At 62.5% G+C, this 21912-nt stretch carries 24 protein-coding genes and 1 pseudogene; 15 read left to right on the top strand and 10 right to left on the bottom strand.

Annotated elements, in window-relative coordinates; translation table 11 throughout:
- Nucleotides 1–91 precede the first annotated feature (91 nt).
- Entirely contained in the window at nucleotides 92–547 is a 456-nt protein-coding gene (locus M653_RS0129135; RefSeq protein ID WP_027146482.1) for a hypothetical protein, read from the bottom strand.
- Between the two features lie 228 nt (nucleotides 548–775).
- Between M653_RS0129135 and M653_RS0129130 the strand changes: the two genes are divergently transcribed.
- The 7 genes from M653_RS0129130 (at nucleotide 776) to M653_RS0129100 (ending at nucleotide 8600) form a co-directional block, all read left to right on the top strand.
- Nucleotides 776–1636, top strand: a complete 861-nt coding sequence (locus M653_RS0129130; protein ID WP_027146481.1) for a xanthine dehydrogenase family protein subunit M — start codon at nucleotides 776–778, stop codon at nucleotides 1634–1636.
- Nucleotides 1636–2112 carry a (2Fe-2S)-binding protein gene (locus M653_RS0129125; protein WP_027146480.1) on the top strand — a complete coding sequence of 159 codons (477 nt, stop codon included), beginning with the start codon at nucleotides 1636–1638 and terminating at the stop codon, nucleotides 2110–2112. The genes M653_RS0129130 and M653_RS0129125 overlap by 1 nt, the downstream gene beginning before the upstream one ends.
- A 10-nt stretch (nucleotides 2113–2122) precedes the next feature.
- Nucleotides 2123–4387 (top strand): xanthine dehydrogenase family protein molybdopterin-binding subunit, encoded by a 2265-nt coding sequence (locus M653_RS0129120; RefSeq protein ID WP_027146479.1) that lies wholly within the window; start codon nucleotides 2123–2125, stop codon nucleotides 4385–4387.
- Between the two features lie 17 nt (nucleotides 4388–4404).
- Complete coding sequence (locus M653_RS0129115; protein ID WP_027146478.1) at nucleotides 4405–4650, top strand: MoaD/ThiS family protein; 246 nt, start codon at nucleotides 4405–4407, stop codon at nucleotides 4648–4650.
- Between the two features lie 349 nt (nucleotides 4651–4999).
- On the top strand, nucleotides 5000–6199 hold the full coding sequence (locus M653_RS0129110) for an ABC-three component system protein (RefSeq protein WP_051442864.1): 1200 nt from the start codon (nucleotides 5000–5002) through the stop codon (nucleotides 6197–6199).
- Nucleotides 6196–6702 (top strand): ABC-three component system middle component 5, encoded by a 507-nt coding sequence (locus M653_RS1000000137455; protein ID WP_027146476.1) that lies wholly within the window; start codon nucleotides 6196–6198, stop codon nucleotides 6700–6702. Before M653_RS0129110 ends, M653_RS1000000137455 begins: the two co-directional genes overlap by 4 nt.
- Nucleotides 6703–6755: 53 nt before the next feature.
- Nucleotides 6756–8600: an AAA family ATPase gene (locus tag M653_RS0129100; protein WP_198028852.1), complete on the top strand. Its 1845-nt coding sequence runs from the start codon at nucleotides 6756–6758 to the stop codon at nucleotides 8598–8600.
- Here the strand turns inward: M653_RS0129100 and M653_RS1000000137095 are convergent.
- From M653_RS1000000137095 to M653_RS0129085, 3 genes are all read right to left on the bottom strand, one after another.
- Nucleotides 8597–8770 carry a hypothetical protein gene (locus tag M653_RS1000000137095; RefSeq protein ID WP_156938309.1) on the bottom strand — a complete coding sequence of 58 codons (174 nt, stop codon included), beginning with the start codon at nucleotides 8768–8770 and terminating at the stop codon, nucleotides 8597–8599. The two genes, M653_RS0129100 and M653_RS1000000137095, sit on opposite strands and share 4 nt — an antisense overlap.
- A gap of 109 nt (nucleotides 8771–8879) precedes the next feature.
- A complete protein-coding gene (locus M653_RS0129090; RefSeq protein ID WP_032936390.1) occupies nucleotides 8880–9833 on the bottom strand; it encodes an ornithine cyclodeaminase family protein in 954 nt (317 codons plus the stop codon).
- A gap of 68 nt (nucleotides 9834–9901) precedes the next feature.
- Nucleotides 9902–10348 carry a DOPA 4,5-dioxygenase family protein gene (locus M653_RS0129085; protein WP_051442862.1) on the bottom strand — a complete coding sequence of 149 codons (447 nt, stop codon included), beginning with the start codon at nucleotides 10346–10348 and terminating at the stop codon, nucleotides 9902–9904.
- A gap of 212 nt (nucleotides 10349–10560) precedes the next feature.
- Between M653_RS0129085 and M653_RS1000000137450 the strand changes: the two genes are divergently transcribed.
- Entirely contained in the window at nucleotides 10561–10704 is a 144-nt protein-coding gene (locus M653_RS1000000137450; RefSeq protein WP_084637004.1) for a hypothetical protein, read from the top strand.
- Nucleotides 10705–10716: 12 nt separating this feature from the next.
- Here the strand turns inward: M653_RS1000000137450 and M653_RS0129075 are convergent, their stop codons facing one another.
- Nucleotides 10717–13050, bottom strand: coding sequence for a cation:proton antiporter (locus M653_RS0129075; protein WP_027146472.1), 2334 nt, complete (start codon nucleotides 13048–13050; stop codon nucleotides 10717–10719).
- Between the two features lie 99 nt (nucleotides 13051–13149).
- Complete coding sequence (locus tag M653_RS0129070; protein ID WP_027146471.1) at nucleotides 13150–13842, bottom strand: DUF2270 domain-containing protein; 693 nt, start codon at nucleotides 13840–13842, stop codon at nucleotides 13150–13152.
- A 265-nt stretch (nucleotides 13843–14107) separates the two neighbouring features.
- Here M653_RS0129070 and M653_RS0129065 point away from each other — a divergent pair, with 265 nt between their 5' ends.
- The 7 genes from M653_RS0129065 to M653_RS0129035 all read left to right on the top strand — a co-directional run bounded on the left by M653_RS0129065 (nucleotide 14108) and on the right by M653_RS0129035 (nucleotide 17586).
- Nucleotides 14108–14836 (top strand): gamma-glutamylcyclotransferase, encoded by a 729-nt coding sequence (locus M653_RS0129065; RefSeq protein WP_027146470.1) that lies wholly within the window; start codon nucleotides 14108–14110, stop codon nucleotides 14834–14836.
- Between the two features lie 380 nt (nucleotides 14837–15216).
- The gene (locus M653_RS0129060) at nucleotides 15217–15540 is read left to right on the top strand and encodes a metalloregulator ArsR/SmtB family transcription factor (protein ID WP_027146469.1); all 324 of its coding nucleotides are present in this window, start codon (nucleotides 15217–15219) and stop codon (nucleotides 15538–15540) included.
- Nucleotides 15537–15968, top strand: a complete 432-nt coding sequence (locus tag M653_RS0129055; RefSeq protein WP_027146468.1) for an SRPBCC domain-containing protein — start codon at nucleotides 15537–15539, stop codon at nucleotides 15966–15968. Before M653_RS0129060 ends, M653_RS0129055 begins: the two co-directional genes overlap by 4 nt.
- A 77-nt stretch (nucleotides 15969–16045) precedes the next feature.
- Complete coding sequence (locus M653_RS0129050) at nucleotides 16046–16438, top strand: VOC family protein (protein WP_027146467.1); 393 nt, start codon at nucleotides 16046–16048, stop codon at nucleotides 16436–16438.
- A 37-nt stretch (nucleotides 16439–16475) separates the two neighbouring features.
- Entirely contained in the window at nucleotides 16476–16697 is a 222-nt protein-coding gene (locus M653_RS0129045) for a hypothetical protein (protein ID WP_027146466.1), read from the top strand.
- A gap of 12 nt (nucleotides 16698–16709) precedes the next feature.
- Nucleotides 16710–17153 (top strand): DUF1801 domain-containing protein, encoded by a 444-nt coding sequence (locus M653_RS1000000134800; RefSeq protein ID WP_027146465.1) that lies wholly within the window; start codon nucleotides 16710–16712, stop codon nucleotides 17151–17153.
- 34 nt (nucleotides 17154–17187) lie between these two features.
- Nucleotides 17188–17586 carry a DUF1801 domain-containing protein gene (locus tag M653_RS0129035; protein WP_027146464.1) on the top strand — a complete coding sequence of 133 codons (399 nt, stop codon included), beginning with the start codon at nucleotides 17188–17190 and terminating at the stop codon, nucleotides 17584–17586.
- A 191-nt stretch (nucleotides 17587–17777) separates the two neighbouring features.
- On the opposite strand, the gene M653_RS0129030 is transcribed toward M653_RS0129035, so the two are convergent.
- From M653_RS0129030 to M653_RS01000000133875, 4 genes and pseudogenes are all read right to left on the bottom strand, one after another.
- Nucleotides 17778–19760 (bottom strand): glycoside hydrolase family 127 protein, encoded by a 1983-nt coding sequence (locus M653_RS0129030; RefSeq protein ID WP_027146463.1) that lies wholly within the window; start codon nucleotides 19758–19760, stop codon nucleotides 17778–17780.
- A gap of 22 nt (nucleotides 19761–19782) precedes the next feature.
- Nucleotides 19783–20640 (bottom strand): carbohydrate ABC transporter permease, encoded by an 858-nt coding sequence (locus M653_RS0129025; RefSeq protein WP_027146462.1) that lies wholly within the window; start codon nucleotides 20638–20640, stop codon nucleotides 19783–19785.
- Nucleotides 20640–21566, bottom strand: a complete 927-nt coding sequence (locus M653_RS0129020) for a sugar ABC transporter permease (protein WP_027146461.1) — start codon at nucleotides 21564–21566, stop codon at nucleotides 20640–20642. The genes M653_RS0129025 and M653_RS0129020 overlap by 1 nt, the downstream gene beginning before the upstream one ends.
- An 84-nt stretch (nucleotides 21567–21650) precedes the next feature.
- Nucleotides 21651–21912: pseudogene (locus tag M653_RS01000000133875) on the bottom strand (IS110 family transposase); the annotation flags it as partial.

Below are 21912 nucleotides of genomic sequence, written 5' to 3'. Positions count from 1 at the left end.
TCGCCTCCACTGCAGTCCTGTGCTAGCGATAAACGGTGTGCCTGCCACGGTCCAACTCTGAGGCTTCGGCGGGCCAGGCCTCCCGACGGACTTACTTCACGCGGTTGGGGCAGAGCGCCTTGAACTGCTCGAGCGTATAGTCGTAGCCCGAGGCGCCGGAGCCATCCAGCACCACGTTTTCGTCGACGGCGGTGATCCGATAATCGGTCGGCACATCGGTGCCCTTGTTGCGGCCCTGGAACAGCATGGCGGCGCCATAGAAGGTGGTGAACTTGCCGGTCTTGCAGTTGGCGGTGATCTCGAAGTGCAGCGGAGACTTCATTTCCGCGTCGATGCACTCCTCGGTGAAATCGTGGCCATATTCACGGCAGTAGACGCGGGCATTCCGCCTGTCGTGTCTGGCCAGGATGCTGGCATGCGTGGAGCCGATGCCCGACTTCTTGACGATGGCAAGCTCCATTCCGACCCTGGAGCCGTAGTCGAGCGTCGCGGCGCCAGCCGGCGCGGCCAGCAGCATGGCGCAAAGCACAGCCAAGAGACGTCGCATGGAAACTCCTCCCCTGGGACAGAGGCCCCTGGGACAGAGGATTGACGCGCGGCATCCTCCGGTCAAGCCTTAATGTGGCCCTGCACTTACGCTTCCCTGGGCGGGCTTCAGGTCAGGTGGACCGCATTTTGCCGCACCTGGCCCAATCGCCTCGGCCCGGGAAACGGATGGTCATTATGAGACGATTGTTTATAACGGTCGCTGAAATCGCGATACCAAGGGGAGACGATGCGCTACATACGTCCGCTTTCAATCGAAGATGCCGTGGGCCAACTGGCCGGATCGGCCGGCCCGGCAGCCATCCTTGCCGGAGGCAGTGACCTGCTGGTGAGGATGAAGGGCGGCTTTGTCGAACCCGAACTGATCATCGACATCAAGTCGATCGCCGGCTTGCGCGACATCAGGGAAACCGCCGACGGCTTCAGCATCGGCGCCGCCGTGCCTTGCGCCGTGCTGGGCGAGAACGCCGCGCTGAAAAAGGCGTGGCCTGGCGTCGTCGAGGCGGCGAAGCTGATCGGCTCCAAGCAGGTGCAGGGACGCTGCACCATTGTTGGCAATTTGTGCAACGCCTCGCCGGCGGCCGACAGCGTGCCGGCGCTGGTGGCGGCTGGCGCTCGCGCCGTGGTGGTCGGCCCGTCGGGTAAGCGCACGATCGCCGTCGAGACCGTGCCGACCGCGCCGGGCCGGACCTCGCTCGCCAAGGGCGAGATCATCGAGGCGATCCTGCTCGACAAGCGCGCGCCGCGTTCGGCCGATGCGTATCTCAGGTTCATTCCGCGCACCGAGATGGACATCGCCGTGGTCAGCGCCGGCGTGAACCTGACGGTGGACGCAGCCGGCATCGTGACGGCGGCCCGCGTGGCGATCGGCGCCGCCGCGCCGACCGTGCTTTTGGTGGAAGAAGGGGCGCAGGCCCTGATCGGCCGCAAGCTCGACGAAGCGGCGCTGGAGCGGCTGGCCAAGGTCTGCGCCGGGGCCTGCCGGCCCATCGACGACAAGCGAGGCACAATCGAATTCAGACGCAAGGTTGCGGGCGTGCTGGCCAGGAGAGCCGCACAGACCGCCTATGCACGCGCAGGAGGCAAATGATGGCTGGTGTAGCTGTTTCAACCACAATCAACGGCGACAGCGTCGAATATCTCTGCCAGCCCGACGAGACGCTGCTCGACGTGCTGCGCGACCGGCTCGGGCTGACCGGCGCCAAGGAAGGCTGCGGCACCGGCGACTGCGGCGCCTGCAGCGTTATCGTCGACGACCGGCTGGTGTGTTCGTGCCTTATGCTCGGCGCGGAAGCGGAAGGCCGGCGCATCGAGACCGTCGAGGGCATGGCGCATGGCGACACGCTGCACCCGCTGCAGCAGAAGTTTTTGGAGCATGCGGCCCTGCAATGCGGCATCTGCACGCCCGGCTTCCTGATCGCGGCCAAGGACCTGCTCGCCAAGAACCCCGACCCGACCGAGGAGGAAATCCGCTTCGGGCTGGCCGGCAACCTCTGCCGCTGCACCGGCTATGACAAGATCGTGCGCGCCGTCCAGGACGCGGCAATCGTCATGAAACAAGCGTAGGAGCGTGACCATGAATTTCGATCCACGGTACTCCAACCGCAATTTCGCTTCCGTCGGCACCCGCCCGATCCGTCCCGACGGTGTCGACAAGGTCACCGGCCGCGCCCGCTATGGCGCCGATTTCAACATGGCCGGCCAGTTGGTCGGCCGCGTGCTGCGCAGCCCGCACGCGCATGCCAAGATCAGGAAGATCGACACCTCGAAGGCGGAAGCGCTTGCCGGCGTGAAGGCGGTGATCACCGCCGCCGACCTGCCCGATCTCACCGATGGCGACGCCGCCATGTACGACATCCTCGACAATTGCATGGCGCGCACCAAGGCGCTCTATGACGGCCATGCGGTGGCCGCCGTCGCCGCGATCGATGCCCACACGGCCAGGCAAGCGCTGAAGCTGATCGTGGTCGACTACGAGGTGCTGCCGCATGTCACCGATGTCGACGAGGCGATGCAGCACCACGCGCCGCTGATCAACGACACGATCTTCACCGAGGGGCTGGAGGAAAAGCCGGCAAAACCGTCCAACGTCACCAAGCGCTCGCAGTTCGGCCATGGCGACGTCCATCAGGGTTTCGGCCACGCCGACTTCATCGTCGAGCGTTCCTTCAAGACCGAGCAGACGCACCAGGGCTATATCGAGCCGCATGCCTGCGTGGCCAATGTCAGCTCCGACGGCACGGCGGACCTCTGGGTCTGCACGCAGGGCCATTTCGTCTACCGCCAGCACTGCGCGCAGCTGCTCGGCATGGAAGCCTCGAAGCTGCGCGTCACCTCCTCCGAGATCGGCGGCGGTTTCGGCGGCAAGACCCATGTCTGGGCCGAGCCGGTGGCGCTCGCTTTGTCGCGCAAGGCCGGACGCCCGGTGAAGCTGGTGATGACCCGCGACGAAGTGTTCCGCGCCTCGGGCCCGACCAGTGCCACCTCGATCGACGTCAAGATCGGCGCCCGCAAGGACGGCACCATCACGGCGGCCGAAGCGACGCTGCGCTACACAAGCGGCCCCTATGCCGGCACCTGGGCCGAGATCGGCGCCATGACGGCGTTCGCCTGCTACAGGCTCGATAACGTCAAGACGGTGGGCTTCGAAGTGCTGGTCAACCGGCCGAAGACCGCCGCCTATCGCGCGCCGTCGGCCCCGATGGCGGCCTTCGCGGTGGAAAGCACCGTCGACGAGCTCGCCAAGGAGCTCGGCATGGATCCGGTCGAGTTCCGCATCAAGAACGCCGCCCAGGAAGGCACGCGCTCGTCCTACGGCCCGGTCTATGGCCCGATCGGCATCGGCCCGACGCTGGAAGCGGTGAAGAACCATGCGCACATGAAGGCGCCGCTCAAGGCAAATCAGGGACGCGGCATGGCCTGCGGCTTCTGGTTCAATTTCGGCGGCCAGACCTGCACCGACCTGAACATCGGCATGGACGGCTCGGTCTCGCTCGCCGTCGGCACGGTCGATGTCGGCGGCTCCCGCGCCTCGCTGTCGCTGGTGGCGGCGGAGGAGCTCGGCATCGCCTACGAACAGGTCAAGGCCATCGTCGCCGACACGTCGAGCCTCGGCTACAACGACATGACCGACGGCAGCCGCGGCACCTTCTCGTCCTCGATGGCGACGATCTCGGCCGCCCGCAATGCGATAAAAATCCTGCGCGAGCGCGCCGCGCAGATGTGGGATATTTCCGTCGACGACGTGGCCTGGGAACAGGGCCACGCGGTCGCCAAGGGCGAGAAGCACGGCAATCTCGGCAAGCTGTCGCTGAAGGAGATCGCGGCGCAATCCGGCAAGACCGGCGGACCGATCGCCGGCCACAGCGAGCTGGTCGCCGACGGCGCCGGCGTCTCCTTCGCCACACATATATGCGACGTCGAGGTCGATCCCGAGACGGGTTCGACCAGGGTGATCCGCTACACGGTGGTGCAGGATGCCGGCAAGGCGGTGCACCCGACCTATGTCGAGGGCCAGTACCAGGGCGGCGCGGCGCAAGGCATCGGCTGGGCGCTCAACGAGGAGTATATCTACGGGAAGGACGGCCGGCTGCAGAACGCCGGCTTCCTCGACTACCGCATCCCGGTCTGCTCCGACCTGCCGATGATCGACACGCAGATCCTGGAAATCCCCAACCCCAACCACCCCTATGGCGTGCGCGGCGTCGGCGAAACCTCGATCGTGCCGCCGCTGGCGGCGATCGCCAACGCGGTCTCGAACGCGGCGGGCGTGCGCATGACCCACATCCCGATGTCGCCGCCCCGCATCCTGGCGGCGATCGAGGCGGAGCGGGAAGGCTAGGGCCAGATGAGGTTCTGATGGTCGAAGTCACGCTCTGGGGCGCGCTGGCCACGACCGCCGGAGGCAACAGCAAGGTCGAGGTCGAGGCCAAGGACATAAGGGAGCTGTTCAGGAAACTCGCTGAACAGTATCCCGGCCTGGAACCATGGATCGACCGCGGGATCGCCGTGGCGATCGACGGGACGATTTATCGGGATACCTGGTCGAAGAAGCTGCCGCCGGGGGCGGAGATTTTTCTGCTGCCAAGGCTGGCGGGGGGGTGAAGGGGGCGAGTCGCTAAGGACCACCCATCCCAAGCTAGACGCTTGCGCTCTGTAGGCAAACCATACCGGCCGATGGCGGACCCTGCACTGCGAGAAGAAGGCGTTCAGCCCTTTGAATGCCCTATAATTGACTGTGGTAAGATAATCCCCGCTTGAAGCTCGGTGAGATCTATTCTGAAATTAACTATCGAAGCGCAGACAAAACGCAGGCATGACTTCCATAGGTGGCGGCATCTTCCGGCACCATAGCCTGGACCGACACGGGATGTGAGCATTGGGGCCAGGTAGGCTTGAAATACCTCGACAATACTTTAAGCTTGTATATCAATTGCCCCATCTGAGAATCAGTGTGTCCGCCAGTTCTAATTTTTTCGCCACCATCGCGGCTAACGGCGGCGCAGTCGACGTCATTTTTGTGCACGGGCTTTCTGGAGATCCCGTGGACACTTGGACTTTTGAGGGTTCAAGCGAGGTCGAGGGCGGATACTGGCCGCATTGGTTAGCCAAAGACATTCCACAGCTTAATCTTTATACACTTGGTTTCCCGGCAAGCGTCTTTGCCCAATGGGCGAAGAAGGAGATGAACTTATATGATCGAGCCAAGAATGTTATCGAAACACTCGCCAGTTATGATTTTGGCAGTAGACCTATTGTTTTTATATGTCACAGTCTTGGCGGACTGCTGGTCAAGCAAATAATTAGGACCGCAAGGGAGTCGACATACGAAGACTGGCAAAATATCGGTGAGCAATGTGTCGGAGTTATCTTTATCTCTACTCCGCATAGCGGATCTAGTCTGGCAAATTTACTTAAGTTCTTCGTTAAAGGGTTCACGTCTGTTCACGTTGAAAAGCTTATAAATGACAATTCCGAACTAAAGGAATTAAACGAAAGCTTTCGCGCGCATTGTCAAAGAACTTCACTGACCATTGCGATCTATCACGAAAAACATTTGACTAAGAACGCGTTCCTTGTGGTTGATGAGAAGAGCGCGGACCCTGGTGTAAATGGAGCAATGCCCATCCCAATTGATGCTGACCACATTAACATTTGCAAGCCGGCGGATCGTAGCAGTCTGATCTATATCAGCATCAGGCATCGCATACGCAAATTGCTTCTCCTCGTCTGCTCCCCTGAGGCCCCCGTCAATGACGCGTTCGCCGCCGACGATCTCGACGAGCCATCAAGCAGCGATAGGCGAGATCTGATGTCTAAAATGGTCGCCGCCGGGCGGGAGCATCAGTATGATTTCGCAAATGACTCTCAGAGCAAATTTGCACGCCCATTTCTCCGGACGGGCCTGAAGACATCAATATCGACAATCTACAAGAGCTTACTTGCGGATATCGAACAGCGCTTTCAAAGTCTTATCTTTTATCCCTTGATCTGCAATGACGCGGATGAAGCGACCGTCGCTGCTGCAATCCAAACCCAGATTGTTGATCCGCTCAGCCAAAAATATGCTCCCGAAAGTGCGACGGCAAAGACGATCATGAATGCGCTCTACTTTCTTACTGAGCGCTGTCATATTCGATGGGATAAGCCGTGACATATCGGTTGTGGTATGCTCAGCTTGATCTTTTCGACACGGCCCGCCGCTACTTGGCACTGCTGTCGCATTGGAAGGGTGAGCCGCCGAATCGAGACCGACTCTTTGTCTCCGATTTTTATCTCGTCAATCCAAGTCTGCTTCATCTCACGCATATGAGCGCTGACGTGCGGCGCACCTTTACCGCGCTGCGCATCCCGAAACCCGACGAAACCTTCATTCAATATCCCTCCCCACCAATTCTTTATACCAAAATGGGTGGTATCCAGACACTAGCGCTCCACAACCTTGTCGGAAAGGGTCTGGTCGAATTGGAGCCCGTCAACCGAGACAGGTACGGCCTCAGTGAACACGGCCGTGATCTAGTATCTCAGCTAGGTTATCAGTTGGTTTTACCTGGGGAAGAAGAGATTCTAAATTTTCTAGTGACAGACTACGTCGCAATTGGACGAGGCAAGGGCGGCCTCCGCTCAATGACCGGATTACGAAGGATCGGTACTTAAACGTGGTTTCTTTCTTAGCACTCAAAAGACTTCGTGTCACCCGGGGGAAAGAGGTGGCCTACGATGAGCTATTCCATCGTGGTGTCAACATTATAAGAGGTGAGAATGGATCAGGGAAATCTACAATCGCTGATTTTATATTCTATGGACTTGGCGGCGAATTCGATCGATGGAAGGACGCTGCGAGCAATTGCTCAGCGGTTCGCATAGAGGTTGAAGCAGAACATTCAATACTCACACTTCATCGAGCGGTCGGAAGCAAACAGGAGCCTATACTTGTCTACTACGGCTCGCTGGAAGAGTCTTTAGACAAAGGTATCGATGATTGGCAGCGTGTTCCCATCCGGCGCCCATCCAGTGGGCTGGATTTGTCGTTTACGCAGATAGCGTTCCGAGCGGCTGGAATCCCAGACGCACCGAACGCGGCCAATTCCAATATTACCATGCATCAGTTGCTTCGACTGCTTTACGCTGATCAGCAGACCCCGCCAGGTAAGCTTTTTCGGTTCGAGAGCTTCGATACCCGTGAAATACGCGAGACGGTTGGACAACTTGTTATTGGCGTCAACGGATATGACCTCTACGAGAGTCTCATCAAGCTGAGAGAGGTCAAAGCCGACTACGCCGAAAAGGACCGCCTTTATAAAGCTGCGATCCTATCCTTGCCGAGTCCGGAAGGGCTGACTTCAGTTGCAATTCTGAACACGCGGCTCGGCGAACTAAATACTCGAAAAGTACGGATCACAAACGAGATTCGCACTGTTGATTCGATCGTTGAGGAAGACCAGGCCAAAAAGTTTGTAGCCGAACGCCAAGTGATGAGACGACGACTTCAGAAGCTGGCGGGGGAACTTCAAGGATCGGAGCAGCGTTTGAGTGATCTTGAAGGCGAACAGGGAGAGATTAATCAATTCATAGAGCACCTCGAACAACAGTTGGCCGCCCTCAGCGCCGCCGAGAATTTGTCGTTCCGATTGGGAACCATCGAGTTTCAATATTGTCCTGCGTGCCTGAAACCGCTTTCGGACAAGCAAGCTCAGCATTGCATAGTTTGTGATGAGATCATCGATGAGGACAAGGCAAAGTCCAAATATTTTGAACTGAAGGTGGATCATGAACTTCAGATCAGGGAGTCGCGGCAACTTCTGACCATGAAAGCGGCAGAAGTGGAGAGGCTGGAAAGTGAAGTCAGGACTCTGCGGCGGGCCTACTCCTCAACGATGGCCGATTTTTCGTCGCGGTATGACGTCAGCAATTCTCCACGCGAAGCCTATCTTGCCGAACGATACAAATTGCTAGGCGGGCTGGAACGGGAAGCCGAGTATATGGAGGAACTTCGCGCCACTCTTCAACGGATAGATGAGCTGTCGGTGCAGCGGTCAACACTCAATGATGAAATTGCATTGCTTGAGGCTAAAATCAAGCGGCTCGAGGCATCCTATATGGCGCGAGTTGCGAAGGCAATGAACTTGGTCGGCACTATTGGCAAGCGAATTCTGACAAAGGATCTCAAAAGACAGGAGGCTTTTGAAAACCCTACAGCCTTTTCCATCAATTTTGGCGATGATGCGATGTTGGTTGACGGAAAGATGAATTTTGCTGAAAGTAGTAATGTTGTTCTCAAGAACACGGCAATATTATCGCTACTCTTAGCTGCATCGTATGACGCGGATTTTTGGCATCCGAAGTTTCTTCTCATGGATAATATCGAGGATAAAGGCATGGAGGAGAAGCGGAGTCACAACTATCAACGGATTCTTATCGAAGAGTCGAAAAATGCGAAATTTCCTCACCAGATTATATTTACGACGTCGATGCTTGATCCCACATTGGAGCCAAGTGGGTTAACAGTTGGACCGCACTACACGAGACAAATGAAGACATTGGCGAACGTCTAGAAAGCGCCGGCCCACTCGCCAGTGCAGGAGATAAGCAGCGCCGACGACGTCGCGACGTCGCGCAAAGCGGTGGGCGTCGCATCCACTTGGTCATGACGATCGCCTGCCCCTTGTTGGTCGCCACCCTTCACACCCGTCGATTCCGTATTCACCTCCAGCGCCTCTTCCACCTCACGTCCTCGCCAAGACTTTCCTCGTGCACCGCCAATAAGCGGCCATTGCGGGCCGCCTGGTCTGTCGCCCCGACGCAATCCCGAACCGAAAACCGATTCACGCTCCCTACGCTCCAACCTTTGCCCGCACATACGCCAGCGCCGCGACCGCCAGATCCCCGACCGCCAGCCCTCGAAAAACAAACGCCGTGGTCTCGCTCGGGCTCTCCCGACCCGCAAAATCGCCACAGACCAAACCCGTCAGGTCGCCGGCGACCAGGGCGGGGTCGATCATGGGCTTGGGCATTTTCGCTTCCTGCTCCAGATCGTCGACGATGATGCGGTCGAAGCGGCGCATCGTTTCGGGCAGCCAGGGCAGGGCCTGGTCGGTCATCACGGTGAAGCTTCCCGGCTTCAGCCAGTTCGCGTCGAGGAAGGGCGGGGGTCTGGGCACCAGGGTCACCGTCGTCACCACCATGTCGGCGCCTTCGATCGCGGCCCTTGCCGTGTCGCATGGGATTGCTTGCAGCCCGCGCGAGCGCGCCATTTGGCACAGCGCGTCGCGATTGGCCGTGCCGCGACCATAGGCGCGGATTTCGCGCAAGGGGAAGAGGTCGGCGAATGCTTCGAGGTGGCCGCGCGCCTGCACGCCGCAGCCGATGAAGGCCAGGGATGACGCGTCGCCGCTGGCCATGCGCCTGGCGGCGACGGCGCTCAAGGCGGCCGTGCGTTTCTCCGTCACCCAATTGCCGTCGACCACGGCCAGCGGCAGCCCGGTTTCGGCATCGAGCAGCGTGATCAGGGAATTCAGCGTGGGCAGTCCGCGCCCGGCGTTGCGCGGATTGACGACCAGCGACTTCGTGGCCAGCACGGGCGGCGTGGACGCAACGCCAAGCGTCGCCATGATATAGCGGTCGTCGCCCGGCAGCACGACCGCCTTCGGCGCGCACCAGACCTCGCCACGCCTCTGGCCGACGATCTGGCGCTCGATCTCGTCGACCATCTCGGCCGTGGAGATCGACAGGCGGTCGAGCAGCGCGGATGACAGATAGGGCAAGGTTTCGGCGGCCAAGGGTTTCATCCTGTCATTCCCCAATGGGATCCTCAGACCCCGCGAGAGGGCCGAACGGCCCCCTAATCGCGGGCACCTCACGCCCCCAGCGTCGGCTCCGTATTCACCTCCAGTGCCTCTTCCGCCTCATGCTCCTCGCCCAGAACCTCCCCATGCACCTCCAGCGCCCGCCCGATCCAGATCGGGTCGACCAGATGGTCGCGCTTGGGGTTGGTGGTGTTGGGGTGGATGAGGATGCTCAGGCCCTGGTGGTTCAGCATCAGCCAGGGAACCAGCGTGGCGAAAATTTCGGGGGCGAAGGAAACCTGGTACATGGCCTGCCCGTGCGGGCCGACTGGTCCGTCGTGCCAATTGCCGAGGCGCACGCGGAAACGTTCCGCGATGCGCTGGCGCAGCCATTCCGCGTGCTGCCGCTCGGCCTGTCCGTCATAGTAGATGTGAGCGTGGTAGCTGGCGATCTCCGCCAGTGGTCTTGGCTTGGCGGGCCTCGGCTGCCCGGCCGGCGTTGAACTGGCTTTGATCATCTCGGTTCTCCCCCTGGGGACGCGTCCGGCGGAACTTTAGCCGAAGCGCTTGTATCTTGTCTGTAGCCGGGGCGGCGTGCGCAGAGACCAGCGACAAACAGGCTGTGGGCGCCGCGCAATGGTCGGCTATTCGATCCAATTTCTTTGCAACCCGTTAATTCGGCCATGCGTCAATAAGCATCTGCTAATTATCCGATGGCGTGGGGTACGCAATGACCAAGAATCTTGGCAATGGACGCTATGTGCCGCCCAGGGACACAAGCGTCTCCTTCCTCGGCAAGGTCGCGCCGGCGCTGTTCCCGCTCGTCGTGGCGGCGCTGGGCTATTTGATCGGGCGGCAGTTCTTCGGCCTTTAGCACCGAAGGGTATCAAGCCCCGGTCTCGGTTGCCGCTTCTTCGGCGCCGGCTTCGGCTCGCCTGACGCGGTCGCTGGCCAGAAGCACGACCGGGCAGGCGACCGCGGCCAGCACGGCGGTCGCCGTGTCGCCGAAGAACAGCTCGTCGCCCGGCCGCTGCGTGACGCCCATCACCACCATGGCGGCGCCCTTGCCCGCCTCCCTGGCGATCGCCCTGTCTGGCGTGGCACGCGTCCTGATCGCGGTCTCGACGGCAACGCCATAGCGGTCGGCGAGATCGGCGACATCCTTGAGCACGGCCTCCTCGCGGCGGTGCGAAACCGAGCTTGGCGGGCTGCCCTTGCGGGCCTGCGAGACATAGAGGGCTTTCACGCGGGCCCGGTGCGGCCGCGCCAGAGCGAGCGCGAAATCGGCCGCGCGGCGCGCCACCTCGGTGCCGTTGACGGGCACCAGAATGGTCGCGCCGGCGCGCAGCAACGGCATCTTGCCGCTGGATTTGCGGCCATTCAGCACCAGGCAGAGCGGGCCGTCGAAGCCGCTGGTGATATCCTTCAGCGTACCGCTGAAGGTGCCTTTGTCGGTCATCGCGTTGTCCAGCCCGACGAACAGAAGGCCGTAGCCCTTGCGCGCTTCGGCGGCGATCGTTTCGGTGGTGGCCTGAAGCTCGGTGCGGGCCGTGAGGTGGACCTTGTCGACCGGTGTATCCTCGGCCTTGCGGACAGCCCTGGCGCTTCTGGCCGCCCCCTTCTTGACCTGCTGCGAGGCCCGCTCGGGACCTTTGTCGCCGGCAGGGCCGGGCAGTTGTCCGCCCTCGAGGTGGAGCAGCGTGGTCGGCATGCCGCTGCCGCCGCCGACGAGACCGGCGAGATAGGCGGTGAACTTGCCGACCGGGCTGTCGTCGACGAGCAGCAGCAGCCGCTCCAGCTTGGAGACGAAGCCGCGCTCGTCGAGCAGTTCACGGTCGACGCGCTGCTTTTCCGCATCGCCGACCGGCAGCCGGCCGAGCGCCCAGCGCAGCATCGGCGGCATGGCCAGCGTGGTGATGACGGCCATGGTGACGATCATCGTGAACAGATTGTGGGAGAGGATGTTCATCGACAGGCCGATCGAGGCGACGATGACCTCGGTCGAGCCGCGCGCGTTCATGGCGCTGCCGATGGCGGTCGACTCCTTCAGCGACATGCCGGCCAGCCGGCCGCCGAGGAAGGCGCCCGAGAATTTGCCGATGCTGGCGATCAGCACCAGCGCCAATGTCAGCAGCGCCAGCGTCGGGTCGGCAAGCACGGTGAGGTCGGCGGACAGGCCCGCCATGCCGAAGAACACCGGCATGAACAGCGCCGTGATGACGCCGCGCAACTGGCTCTCAATGTGGTTGGACAGGATCGGCGATTCCCCGACCAGTATGCCGGCGACGAAAGCGCCGAGCACGGTGTGGACGCCGATCAGATTGGTGATCAGCGCCATCACGCCCATGATGATGAGGATGACCGATATGACGGCGTATTCGCTGCGGAAGCTGTCGTTGCTCCAGCGGATCAGCGCGAACACCGCGCGGCGGCCGATGGTGAAGGAGAACACCATGAACAGCGCCACTTCGGCCACGGTCAGGATCAATGGCAGCACCTGCAGGCTGCCATTGGTGGCGATGCCGAAGGTGACGGCGATGATCAGCCAGCCGAACGTGTCCTCGATGATGGCCGAGGAGACGATGATCTGGCCGAGATTGCGGCGCATGAAGTTCATTTCGCGCACCACCATGGCGACGATCTTGACCGAGGAGATCGACAGCGCCGTGCCGAGGAACAGCCCGGCGACGATGCGCTCGGTCGGCTCGGGCAGAAGGGAATCCGGCAATACCTGCGCCAGCGCGAAGCCGCAGGCAAAGGGTAGGACGACGCCGGTGATCGAGATCGAAAAACAGGCCGCGCCCACCCGCCGCACGAGGCGCAGATCCGTCTCCATGCCGGTCAGCAGGAGGAGCAGCAGAATGCCGAGCTGCGAGACGGCGTCGATCATGCTTTTCTGTGCCGGGTCGGTGGAAAAGATCAGATGCTGCGCGTCGGGCCAGAGCCAGCCGAACAGCGACGGCCCGAGCAGGATGCCGCCGATCAGCTGGCCCATGATCGCCGGCTGGCGATAGCGCTGGAAGATTTCGCCGAGCCCGCGCCCGACCAGAAGCAGGAGCACGATCTCGGCGACGAACACCCCTTCGGCCGAGCCGCCCATGCCCGAGGCGTGACCGGCCGGCTGCGCGGCCAAAGCGTGGCTTGCCGGTGCCAGAAGGAGAATGGCCAGCGAAAAGGCGACCGCGGCGCCGTGCGACCTCGTTGCCGTTAGGTGGATCATGGGTCCCTTCAAGACGCCGCCGCGGACTGACCATAACAACGCGCGGCTGAGGTTTGCGTTGCAGCCATCCGTCGCGAGATATTGCGTCAGATATCGAACTTAGACGTGGACGTCGCCGAAGGAGAGCTCGCCGTCATCGCCCGGCGTCAGGAAGGCGGCGGCCACCAGGCCGGCATAGAGGAAGGCAACCACGGCGACGATGGCGACGCCTGGAACGGGACCGAGCGCCGCCGCGCCGACGGCCTCGCGCAATGTGCCGGCAAATCCGACCGGCGCGCCCTGGTTGATCAGGCTCGGCGTCGACAGTTTGAGGATCCAGGCGAGCAGCAGGATCAGCATCATGTGCAGGTAGTTGCGGCGCAAACGGCGCGCCAGCGCCACACGTTGCGAGACCAGGAATTTCGGCGTGCGCAGGCTCTCGCCGAGGATCAGCAGCCAGTCGGAAGCGAAATCGGGCTGCGGCGAGAAGATCTGCGCGAAATAATGGCGCTCGAACTGGCGCACGCGGGCGCGATAGACATCGAAGAAGCGGTAGCGGCGCGCCTCGATCCATAGCAAGAGCAGCACCAGCAGCATGGCGAACAGCAGCACGCCGTGATGGGCGCTGGCCGTCGACAGCGACACCGACAGCATCGCCGCGACAACGGTGATCGCCCAATTGCTGGTGCGGTCCAGGCGGTCGCGCCAGCCGGCCATGCGGGCGATCTCGGCGCGATGGAAATGGGACATCACGGTGACCAGTTCGCCTGGCAAAAGCGGCCTGCCGACGGACGTTGCCGGCGCATCGTTCATGACTTCCTCCCAACCTGATCAAACGTACCGGGAGCGATGTCGTTCCATGGCGCCGTGGCCCCGCGCCAAATGGGGCGGTGTTCCCCGCGCAGTAAGTTGCCTTCGGATGTCGCGGCGGGGCGGAACTCATTCAGGCGCCGGCGGGACAGCGCCCCCTCTGTCCTGCCGGACATCTCCCCCGCTTGGGGGGAGATTGGCAGCGTCGGCAGCCTCTTGAGTATCTGCCTCCGCTGAGCAACATAGCGGCCTTGGCCGAGGCAAGCGAATGAACAAGCCGATTTCCGCCGCACCGCGCAAATCCGCGCTCCGCAAACCGCCGATGGCGCTGACCGAGGCGCTGGTGGCGCGCACCTTGCGCGCGGTCGAGGATGCCGGGCCGACGCCGGGCATGGTCTATATGACTGACCAGGATTATGCGCGGTTTCGCGACGAGATCCTGGCCAGCGCGCCGGCCGGGCCGCTGAAACTGTTCGCCTATGGCTCGCTCCTGTGGAAGCCGGCGGGAGAGGTGCGGGGTGGCGAACGGGCGGTGGCGCGGGGCTGGCACCGGTCGTTCTGCTTCACCGTGCAGCGCTTTCGCGGCACGCTCGATCAGCCCGGCCTGATGATGGCGCTCGACCGTGGCGGCCAGTGCCAGGGCATGGTGTTCGAGATCGCCGAACCGGTGGCCGACAATCTGGAAGCGCTGCTGCGCCGCGAGATGACCATCCTGCCCGCCGTCAACGTGCCGCGCTGGCTGCGGGTCAGCACCGAAGGCGGGATGGGCCAGGCGCTCGGCTTCGTCGTCGATCCCGCCAATCCGCGCTACGCCGGCAAGCTCGACAAGCCTAAGATCGCGGCGACGCTGGCCAGAGCCGTCGGCCACTGGGGCTCGGGCGCGCAATATCTGTTCGAGACGATCCGCCACCTAGACGCCTGCGGCATCCGCGACCGCAACCTGTGGCAATTGCAGGAACTGGTGGCGCTGGAGATCGGGCGGGCCGACATCCGCTGAAAAACCGAGCCGGCGCCGCGCGAATGCGCCTGCGTGAACAGGAAATAGCTGACGACCGCCGAAGGGCGGGGGGGCGGGGTATCGACGGTCGCCTGAGCGGAAGGGGCCATGGATTGAGCAAACTACGTTGCGGCAGGCCCTTACCTATAATAGCTGATTCGGCCAAGATGAACAGTCTGTTCGTCCGGTTGGGACGAAGCCGCTGTCAACGGGTGAAGGCGATCGCGTCCAGGGGTGAAGGCGATCGCGCCCAGCGCCGAAGGAACTATGTTGGCTTTGCCGTCCATCTCACCGATATTCCTGTCTCTCCATGTTCCGGCTTGACATATATATCCCGGCGGTTATACGTAAACCAATAGCCAACGGGTTATTGATTGCACATGACCGATGCTCACGATGCGCTGTTCAGAACGCTTGCCGACCCGACGCGGCGCGCCATCTTCGAACGACTATGCCGCCAGGGGGAGCAGACCGTGGGCGCTCTGACAATCCAGTCCGGCGTCTCGCAGCCGGCGGTTTCGAAGCATCTCGGCTTGCTCAAGCAGGCCGGGCTGGTGCGCGACCGCCATGAAGGCCGCCAGACGCATTACAGCGCGCAACTCGCCGCGCTGGCGCCGCTGATGGACTGGACACGCCATATGGCGGGGTTCTGGGAAAGCCGGTTCGACGACCTCGAGGATTTGCTCAAGAGGATGGACCAGTGAACGATAGTGCCCAGGAGACCCGCACTGTCGTCGTCGAGCGGGAAATCTCCCATCCACCCGAAAAACTCTGGCGCGCGCTGACGCAACCGCATCTGATCGAGGAGTGGCTGATGAAGAACGATTTCAATCCGGTCGTGGGCCATCGCTTCAACATCAGCGCCGACTGGGGCGGCGTGCTGGACTGCGAGGTGCTTGCCGTCGAGCCGCACAAGACGCTGTCCTACACCTGGAACCTGGCGCACCAGGATCCGGCCTTCGATCTCAGGAGCGTGGTGACTTTCACGCTCACCCCGACGTCAACGGGAACCCATCTGCGCATGGAGCAGGCCGGTTTCCGGCCCGACCAGAGACGGGCCTATGGCGGCGCCAAGGTGGGGTGGCCGCAATTCCTGGAGAAGCTGGTAGAGCTTCTGGCGCGGACGGACTGAGGTCTCCGGCCAGGCCGAAAGAACACAGCACTGTTGAAGGGCGGTTCTCCGCCAGCAAAACCCATGGAGAAAAAGCCATGAAACTCAAATTGACCAGCATCTATGTCGACGATCAGGAAAAGGCGCTTGCCTTCTATACCGATGTGCTGGGCTTCACCAAGAAAGCGGATTTCAGCAACGGTCCGTTCCGCTGGCTGACGGTCGTCTCGGCCGAGGAGCCCGACGGGACCGAATTGCAGCTGGCGCTGAACGACAATCCGGCGGCCAAGGCCTACCAGCAGGCGATCTTCAAGCAGGGCCAGCCGGCGCTGATGCTGTTCACCGACGACATCAAGGCCGACCACGAGCGCATCAAGGCGAATGGCGGTGCCTTCGCCATGGCGCCGACCGCGGTGACCGGCTCGACCATCGCCCAGGTGAATGATGGTTGCGGCAATCTCATCCAGATCACGGAACTGGCGCGCTGGTAAGGGGCGCCGGGTTCAACGCATGCAAGAGGAGGTAGCATTGGACTGGAACAAATGGATCAGGCAAGCGCATCGCTGGCTGTCGATCATCTTTACGGCAACCGTCGCCGCGAACTTTATCACCATGGCGTTCGGGCAGCCGCCCGCCTGGGTGGTCTATGCGCCACTCCTGCCGCTCTTTCTTTTGCTGTTCAGCGGCCTCTATATGTTCGTGCTGCCCTATATTTCCAGGGGACGCAGCGTGCAGCGGGCCAACGGATAGGAAGGGAGCGGCATGGCCAAGATCGAGCAGGAATCGAGCGAGCCCGCCAAGGCTGAGCCGAAGCTGCTTTCCGGCGGCAACCCGCAGATCGCCAAGGGCTATGGCGATGCCCCGGTGCAGGACTATATCGAGGCCATGCCGGGCTGGAAACGCGAGGTCGGCCAGCGCCTCGACGCGCTCATCGAGCGCGCCGTGCCCGGTGTCCACAAGGCGGTCAAATGGAACTCGCCCTTCTACGGCGTCGAAGGCGAGGGCTGGTTCCTCGGCATCCATTGCTTCACCAAGTACATCAAGGTCGCTTTCTTTCGCGGCCAGTCGCTGGACCCGGTGCCGCCGGTCGCGTCCAAGAGCAGGGATACGCGCTATGTCCACATCCACGAGGACGAGGCCTTCGACGAGGCGCAGTTCAGCGCCTGGGTGAAGCAGGCCAGCCAATTGCCTGGCGAGCGCATGTGAGCGCGTTATTTCCAGCGTTTGAAGGAGAAACGATATGACGACCACCGGACTGCAGGACAGCAAATCTCCCTCCGAGCTGATCGACGGCAGGATCAGGGAACTCGGCGACTGGCGCGGCGAGATGCTGGGGCGGCTCCGCGCGCTGATCCATCAAGCCGATCCCGACGTGGTCGAGACGTGGAAATGGCGCGGCGTGCCGGTGTGGGAGGATGCCGGCATGATCTGCACGGGCGAGACCTACAAGGCCGTCGTCAAGCTGACCTTCGCCAAGGGTGCCGCGCTGCCCGATCCGGCACGGCTGTTCAACTCCAGCCTCGAAGGCAATACGCGCCGCGCCATCGACTTCCAGAAGGGCGAAGAGATCGACGAGGAGGCCTTCAAGGCGCTGGTGCACGCCGCCGTGGCTTTGAACAAATCGAAGGCCAGGCGTTAGATCCGCTCTGTCACAGTCCTGTCGATAAAGGCCGCCGTCCCGCGCTGCCCCTCACTGTCCTGCCGGACATCTCTCCCCGTAAACGGGGCGAGAGGGGCTGGCCGCAACGCCGGCGCCCGGTGATCCACTCCTTCATCGTCCGGCGCATCGGCTTCGGCATGTTCCTGTTCGAGCGGCCAAGGCGTCCGCGGTCAGCCGTCCCGCAGCCAGACCAGCATCTCGCCGGGCTCGCGGTTGTCCCAGGCGAAATAGGGGATGGCGGTCAGGCGCATCTCTACCTTGGCCGGCGGTTCGGAACGATAGAGGCCGTCCCGCCAGCCGTCGCCGGCATCGGCCTGCGCCGTGGCTGAAAGCGTCACCACGCCGCCGAGCAGGTCCGGCTCGTCATGCGCCTCTATGCCGGCCGTGCGCGGCAGGGTCAGGCGATGCAGGCTGGTGTCATTGTCGGTCGCCTCGACGCAGTAGATCAGCGGCCCGCGCGACAGCGCGACGCGGCCGGCATCCTGCCGGACCTCGGGATTGGCGTAGAGCCGCTCGATCGGCATTTCGAGATCAAGCCGGACACGGTCGCCTTTTGTCCAGTCGCGCCGGATCGCGGCGTAGCCCTCGCTGGTCAGTTCCTCGAGGTCGACCCCCTCGCCGTTGATCTCGAGCCTGGCACCGGAACTCCAGCCCGGCACCCGCAAATGCAGCGTGAACGCCACCGGCGATCGCGGCTCGACCGTGATTTCGACCGCGCCGTCCCAGGGATAGAGGCTCGCCTGCGTCAGCGTGACCGGTGTGCCCGCAATGTCGAAGCGGGCGGTGGAGTCGCCATAGAGGTGAACCGCAAGTGCATCGTCCGCCAGGCTGTAGAAATAGCTGCCGATCGAGGCGACCATGCGCCCGACATTGGGCGGGCAGCAGGGGCAGCGGTGCCATTTCCATCTGTTGTGCTTGCCCCGGCTTTCCAGCGGGTTTTCGTAGAAGAACAGCGAACCGTCGAGCGACAGGCCGGAGATCGAACCATTGTAGAGCGCGCGCTCCATCATGTCGGCGTAGCGGGCGTTCGGCCCCATGCCGAGCATGCGGCTCGCCCAGAACACCAGCCCGACCGAGGCGCAGGTCTCGGCATAAGCGGTTTCGTTGGGCAGGTCGTAGTCGCTGGTGAAACCCTCATTGTGCGCCGACGGACCGAGCCCGCCGGTGATGTAGAGGTTCTTGGTGGTGAGGTCGTCCCACAGGCGGTCGAGCGCCACCCGCAGCGTGTCGTCGCCATATTCGGTGGCGATGTCGGCCATGCCCGAATAGAGATACATGGCCCGCACCGCATGGCCGACGACCTTGTCCTGCTCGCGCACCGGAATGTGCGACTGGCTGTATTCGTAGGTCTTGAAGTGATAGGCCTTCGGATCGGCGCCGCGGGCGCGCGCCTCCTCGTCGAAATAATGCGGCTGCTGGCCGCGCTGGTCGATGAAGTACTTGGCCAGCTCCATGTACTTTTGTTCGCCCGTGACCCGCGCCAGCTTGACCAGCGCCAGCTCGATCTCCTCATGGCCGCAATAGCCTTTCTTCTTGCCGGGCTCGGGCCCGAGTACCGAGGCGATGTGGTCGGCGTAGCGGCACATGATGTCGAGCAGCTTGCGCTTGCCCGTCGCCTGGTAGTAGGCGACCGCACCCTCGATCAGGTGGCCGGCACAATAGAGCTCGTGGCAATCGCGCAGATTGGTCCAGCGCTTGCCGGGCTGGATGCGCTGATACCAGCTGGAGAGATAGCCGTCCTCCTGCTGCAGCCTGCCGTACATGTCGATGACGGCGTCGATCTTGTTCTCCAGTTCGGGGTTCTTGCGCCGGTAGAGCGAATAGGCCGCGGTCTCGATCGTCTTGCCGAGATCGGAATCCCAGAACATCTGCGTGGTCACCGTCGAGCCGGTGAAGCCGGGGGAGGCGGCCTCGTCGGGCGACGGCGAATGGAAGGGAATGACAATTCCGGGTGACGGGCGGTCGGGGTCGATCTGCTCCAGCATGCGCGCCTCCACGCAGCGGTCGTAGAGGATGTCGGCTGTGCGTGTCGCGACCGCGTCAACGCGGTCGCCCCAGAAGCCGCGCACGTCGACCTGCGGCACCGGCAGCGGGCGGAAGGCGAGCTTCGGCTTGCCCGTTCTAGCCGTTCTTGCGGTTTGCGATCCGGTCATGAACTCACTCCAATTCGGTCTGTTATTTGACGGCCCCGGCCATCAGGCCGCGGATGTAGAAGCGCTGCAAAGCGAGGAACAGGATCAGGCAGGGCACCATCATCACGGTGACGCCCGCCTGCACGGCGCCCCAGTCGATGGCGCCGAAGCGGCCCGACTGAAGCGCGGTCATCATCACCGGCAGCGTGAATTTGGACTGGTCGGTCATCAGCACCAGGGCGGCGAGGAACTCGTTCCAGGCGCCGAGGAAGGCAAACAGCGCGATGGTGACGACGCCCGGCCAGACCAGCGGCAGCATCACCTTTATGAGCATGGTGGCGTTGCCGGCGCCGTCCATGCGCGCGGCTTCCTCGATCTCGCGCGGCACCGCGTCGAAGGCATTGCGCATCATGAAGATCGAGAACGGCAGCTGCAGCGTCACATAGACGCCGACCAGCCCGGTCAGCGTATTGTGCAGGCCAAGCTTGGTCAGCACCAGGAAGATCGGCGTCAGGATCGACTGGAACGGGATCATGATCGTCGACAGGATGAGGACGAAGAACAAATCCTTCAGGGGAAACCGAAAGCGCGAAAAACCGTAGCCGGCGAGCACGCTGACGATGACCGACAATATGACCGTCATCACCGAGACATAGATGCTGTTCTGCGCCGAGACCCACAGCCCGTCGCCGAAGCTGTTCAACGTGGCGTAGTTTTCCAGCGAGAACCCGGACGTCGGCCAGGGCGGCAACGGCGGCAGGCGGGCCTCCTGCGCCGGCTTGAAGGCCGACAGCACCGTCCACACGATCGGCGCCACGAACAGCACCGATGCGATAATGCCGGTGGAGTGCCTGGCCAAGTGCGCGGCGAGCTTGCCTCTGCCTGACATCGCCTGCGCCATCAGTCGAGCCCCTCGGGCTTGCGCAGCAGCCAGAGCTGGACGAGGCTGAGCGCCACCAGGATGACCAGGAGCACCATGGAAAGTGCGGCGCCGTAACCCAGCTTGAACGAGACGAAGGACTGGTTGAAGATCCAGTAGACCGCCGTCAGCGTCTGGTTGCGAGGGCCGCCGCGCAGGATGATGTAGAACTGGTCGAAGGCAAGGATCGAACCGGCCACCGACAGGATGAGCGCCAGCGCCAGCGTGCGGCGCATCAGCGGCAGGGTGATTGCCCGGAACCGCGCGAACGGTCCGGCGCCGTCGATGACGGCTGCCTCCTGCAGGTCCTGCGGGATCGATTGCAGGCCGGTCATCAGGATGATCATGGTGAAGCCGGCGACCTTCCACACCACCATGGCGATGATCGACCAGAAGGCCGGCTGGAAGGTGGCGAGCAGGTTGAATTTTCTGTCGATCAGGCCGAGGTCGTAGGCGGCGGGGCTGAACAGGCCGGAATCGACGTTGAGGAGCCATGACCAGAGCAGGCTCGCCGAGGCAAAGCCGACCACCGCCGGCATGAAGAACATGGTGCGGTAGAGGTTGGTGAACGGGCGCGGCCGCTCGATGAAGATCGCCAGCGGAAAGGCGACGGCGAAAATTGCGATGGTGACGACCAGCGTGTAGTAGCCGGTGAATCTCAGCGCGTTCCAGAACCTGGTGTCGCGCAGGATCGCCCAGTAATTGCCGAGGCCGATGAAGGAGTGCTCGCCCATCAGCGGCCAGTTGTGCAGCGACATCCAGGCCGTCATGCCGAGCGGGATGACGAAGAACAGCATGACCAGCGCCACCGCCGGCGCGACATAGAGCAGACCGATCCATTGCCGGCGCCCGGCACCGACGAGTTTTCGGACGCGGGGCGGGGCGGTGGTTGTGGTGATGGCGGTCATGGGTTGCCCTTTCCTTCTCCCCTTGTTGTGGGAGAAGGTGGATCGGCGCGCAGCGCCGAGACGGATGAGCGACTATCTGGGGTGTCAAGTTGCATTTGCGAACTCGCTTCGCGCATCGCGTGCTTTTGCATTGAGAATGACGAGCAGCTTTCTNGCGAGAGCGATGCGGATGACCATCTTTTCCTTTCCGGCNGCCTGCAACCTTTGCTGGAAAGCGGCCAGATGCGGATCATATTTGGCAACGATGCTGGCAACGAGGAAGAGGACGCCTCGCGGTCCCGCACGGCCGCCACGCACCGGTCTTCGGCCGCTGCGCTTGCCGCTGTCATTGGCGATCGGAGCCAGG

This window comes from Mesorhizobium sp. WSM3626 (assembly GCF_000513935.1).
In the GTDB taxonomy this organism is placed as follows: domain Bacteria; phylum Pseudomonadota; class Alphaproteobacteria; order Rhizobiales; family Rhizobiaceae; genus Mesorhizobium; species Mesorhizobium salmacidum.
This window is presented reverse-complemented; position numbering and strand designations above follow the sequence as displayed.